This is a genomic window from Deltaproteobacteria bacterium (assembly GCA_019308905.1).
Taxonomy (GTDB): domain Bacteria; phylum Desulfobacterota; class BSN033; order WVXP01; family WVXP01; genus JAFDHF01.
Genome location: JAFDHF010000126.1, coordinates 1 through 3,744 on the forward strand (window position 1 = coordinate 1; position 3,744 = coordinate 3,744).

At 57.3% G+C, this 3,744-nt stretch carries 5 protein-coding genes; 1 reads left to right on the top strand and 4 read right to left on the bottom strand.

All coding sequences use genetic code 11. The features are described from left to right. Positions 1-422 precede the first annotated feature (422 nt). Entirely contained in the window at positions 423-596 is a 174-nt protein-coding gene (locus tag JRJ26_20320; GenBank protein ID MBW2059835.1) for a hypothetical protein, read from the bottom strand. A 264-nt stretch (positions 597-860) separates the two neighbouring features. On the opposite strand from JRJ26_20320, the gene tilS reads away from it, so the two are divergent. Further along, positions 861-2,237, top strand: coding sequence for a tRNA lysidine(34) synthetase TilS (gene tilS, locus JRJ26_20325; protein MBW2059836.1), 1,377 nt, complete (start codon positions 861-863; stop codon positions 2,235-2,237). A gap of 13 nt (positions 2,238-2,250) precedes the next feature. On the opposite strand, the gene mog is transcribed toward tilS, so the two are convergent. The 3 genes from mog to moaC all read right to left on the bottom strand — a co-directional run. Further along, positions 2,251-2,739 carry a molybdopterin adenylyltransferase gene (gene mog / locus JRJ26_20330; protein ID MBW2059837.1) on the bottom strand — a complete coding sequence of 163 codons (489 nt, stop codon included), beginning with the start codon at positions 2,737-2,739 and terminating at the stop codon, positions 2,251-2,253. Between the two features lie 180 nt (positions 2,740-2,919). Then, positions 2,920-3,375: an MOSC domain-containing protein gene (locus JRJ26_20335; protein ID MBW2059838.1), complete on the bottom strand. Its 456-nt coding sequence runs from the start codon at positions 3,373-3,375 to the stop codon at positions 2,920-2,922. Positions 3,376-3,390: 15 nt separating this feature from the next. Continuing rightward, the coding region (gene moaC, locus JRJ26_20340; protein MBW2059839.1) for a cyclic pyranopterin monophosphate synthase MoaC at positions 3,391-3,744 on the bottom strand (354 nt) is incomplete at its 5' end.

The following is a 3,744-nucleotide window of genomic DNA, read 5'->3' on the forward strand; positions in this document are numbered from 1 at the left end:
AGGTCGCCGGCGACGAGAACCGTATCGTCCGGCCTTACAGTCCTGCTCCAGTTCTCAAAAAGTCTTTCTTCGTGGTTCCTCCACTGGGGGCCAAAGATGTCCATTGTTTTCCCCCGGGAAGAGAGATGCAAATCGCCGATGGCAAAAACACGCATTCTTGAAAGGTCCAGCCGGAATGGAATACCCGTTTCTCCGTATATTCTACATAAAATGAGTGCACTAGGAAAACCGTGCTTTCCCAAATGTCCTGCCTGGGTGTGTCGAGGTTCGCGCCGGAAACCGACCGGTCTTCACTATGGGGATGTTTTCCAGCGAGGGGGAGCCTGGAGCCGTACCCCGGCCTGGAGGTAGGGGAGGGATGCCCGTCAACGGCATTCCGCTTCTCTTGCAGGGAGGGTTTGCCGGATGTGAAGGGTCGAGGCTCAATCGTCCCTGTCAGAGTCCTCGAGGAGTTCCACCGTCTTTCGGTAGAGATTCTCAAGCATTTTGGCGAAATCGGTCCGCTTTGGAGCTCCCCCAGCGGATGATTCCGCATAGGCCTTGATGATCACCGTTGCGAGCTTGAGGGCACGGTTCTTTTGGGCTGCTGTAGCCATGTCATAATACCTCCTCAAAGGGGGATTTGGGGTGTGTCTCTCGAGGTCCCCCATCTGCTTCCATCGGGGGCGATGCATTCACACGCTCTTGCATCTCCTGAGGAGTGTGGAGAAGGAGCCCTCGGGGAGTGCTTGAGCAAGAACGGGTTCAAACCCGATTTTATGTAGCAACAACTGTGCCACCGGGAGACCTTGTCTTTCCCTTGCCCCGGTGATAGAAAGACGAGAGCGGGTTGACGGTATGCTCTCTTTCTTTGAGGTCCCATGATTCTGCATAAGGTGGAACAGACCATCGAAAAGTATCGAATGCTCGCCAGGGGAGACCTGGTGATGGTGGGGGTTTCGGGAGGGATGGATTCCGTGGCTCTCCTGTCCGTGTTGGACAGACTGAGGCCCACCTATGGTATCTCGATTCATGTGGTTCACCTGAACCATGAACTCCGGGGCGAGGAGTCCAGGAGAGACGAAGAATTCGTCAAGGACCTGGCCCGCAGGTTGAATCTCCCCTGTGAGAGCCGATCGATTCCGGTAGAGAGGTTCAGAAAGAAGGGGATGACCCTTCAGGAAGCCGCCAGAGAGGTACGGTTCGCCTTTTTTCGTTCCGTGATGGAAAAGCACGGCGCCCAAAAGCTCGCTCTAGGACAGACAGCCGACGACCAGGCTGAGACAATGGTGATGCGCTTCATCCGCGGTGCCGGGCTCGGAGGGCTTAAAGGCATTCCTCCAGTGAGAGAAGGATTCGTGATCCATCCTCTCATCGAGGTGGGCCGGGAGGAGATCGAAGCCTATCTGGCCGCCCGAGGTCTCCACCATGTCGAGGACAGTTCGAATCGAAAAGAGATCTATCTTAGAAACCGGATCCGCATGCACCTGCTCCCGCTTCTTCAGAGATACAATCCCAGCCTAAAGGAGTGTCTTGTTCGCATGGGGCAGGTCTTTCTCCAGGAGGAAGAATACATGGAGAGCAAGACCGAGGAGTTGTGGGAGCGGGTCGTCCGGAACAGAGATTCCCTGTGGCTGGACCTCAACTGGTTCCGGAATCTCCATCCTGCCTTGCAGTTTCGTCTCCTGAAAAGGATGGCGGTCTCAGTGAGCGGAATTGCTCAGAAGAGGCTCGGAGTAGTCCATATCCAGAGCCTTGCCGATCTGGCCAGAGGACGGAAGCCTCAGACAGTGGTTCATCTTCCCGGAAGGATCACGGCCAGGCGTATCTATGACCGGTTGGTGATAGGAAGGGGAGAGATACCCCAGCCTCCTGTGTTCGACCACCCTGTCGCCTTGCCGGGGACCACTCCGATTGCCGAGATAGGCAAGAGACTCGTCACCGGTCTTGTTGGGGGGTGGCAGCCGGGGCAAGCCTCTTCCCGCCGGGTTTTTCTCGACGCGGATCGGCTGGCCCCTGAGCTCCGGGTGCGCAACAGGCGGCCGGGAGACAGATTCAGGCCCCTGGGAATGAGAGGGTCGAGAAAGATCAAGGACTGTTTTATCGACTGGAAGGTTCCAATGGACCAAAGGGCAGGGGTTCCTCTGGTTGTCTCCGGTGAGGAGATAGTGTGGGTGGTGGGCTGGAGGATCGGCCACCAGGCCCGCGTGACAGATAGGACCCAACGCGTGGTCTGCATGGAAATCCAGGATCTGTGAGCACGAGGAGGATTCAAGACCCGCAGTCTGAAGGGTCTCCCTTTAGCTTTGAAAGGGCATGGGGCAGGGCCGGTAAGGCAACCTGCAGACATTCCACGGCCGCCCGAGGGCTTCCCGGCAGATTGATGATGAGTGAAGACCCGCGAATACCACAGACGGCCCGGGATATCATGGCGTGAGGTGTCTTTTCCAGGCTTGCGGCCCTCATGGCCTCGGCAAACCCGGGTACCTCTTTTTCGATCACTTCCCGGGTTGCGTCAGGGGTCACGTCGCGAGGGCTCAAGCCTGTACCTCCCGTGGTGAGAATCAGATCCGAACCCAAGCGATCGACTGCATCGATCAGGGTGTGCCTGATTTGGTCCTCTTCATCCGGAATGATCCTGTAATCGACGACTTGAAAGTCCAGGCCGGCAAGGACCTCCTTGAGAGCCTGTCCGCTTTTGTCTTCTCTCTCGCCCCGATAACCCCTATCGCTCACGGTAATGATCGAGGTCTTGAACATACGAGACTCCTCCAGAGAACGGGCCAGCCTCTGATCCGGGTACCAGGGACATTCAAACCTTCTGTCCCCTCTTCTCCTGGGAGGGGTTTGTCTCTGACTGGACCGTTTGATCCTCTTCGGAGTGACCCCTGCCGTGGAAGGAGTCGGAGTCCCCGGATCTCTTTGAACCCGGTCCCGCCATCAGATTCTGTCCTTTCTGTCGAGCACTTGGACCGCGTGGCCGACACGGACAGGGCCTCCCGAGACCACCCTCGCGAATATTCCTTCGGTGGGCATGATGCAGGTTCCGGTCCGGTCGTAAACCGCGCAGCGGGCATGGCATTTCTTCCCGATCTGGGTAACCTCGAGAACTACAGACCGGCCGATCCTGAGTCTGGCACCCACCGGCAGTCTTGCCAAATCCAGCCCCTCGGTAGTCAGGTTTTCGGCAAAATCACCCCAAGAGACGTCGAGTCCCAGGTCTCTCATTTTCTGGATACTCTCTTGAGCGAGGAGACTGACCTGGCGATGTCCGGGTCCCCCGTGGGCATCTCTCTCAATGCCGAAACCCTTCAACACCCGGGCCCTGCCCACGTTCTTCTTCTGCGTCCCCTTGGCTTTGCTGATATTGACGGCCAACAACCTTCCCTTCTTCATCTTTTCCCTCTTCTCCTAGGGCCGGTTGGGGTTGAGATAGGTCCCGCTCTTACCGCCCCTCTTTTCCACCAGATGGATGTTTGAGATCACCATGGCCCGATCTACGGCCTTGCACATATCGTAGATGGTAATAGCAGCCGTGGCCACGGCGACAAAGGCCTCCATCTCCACACCGGTCTTGCCGTCCGTCTTGACCCGTGCCTCGATGTCGATGGCGCTCTCTTTGGGGCGGGGACGGAACTTGAGCTCCACGCCGGTGAGGTTGAGGGGATGGCACAGGGGGACGAGATCGGCGGTTCGTTTGGTTGCCATGATTCCTGCGATTCTTGCAACTCCTAGAACGTCTCCCTTTGCAATCGCTCTGGTTTG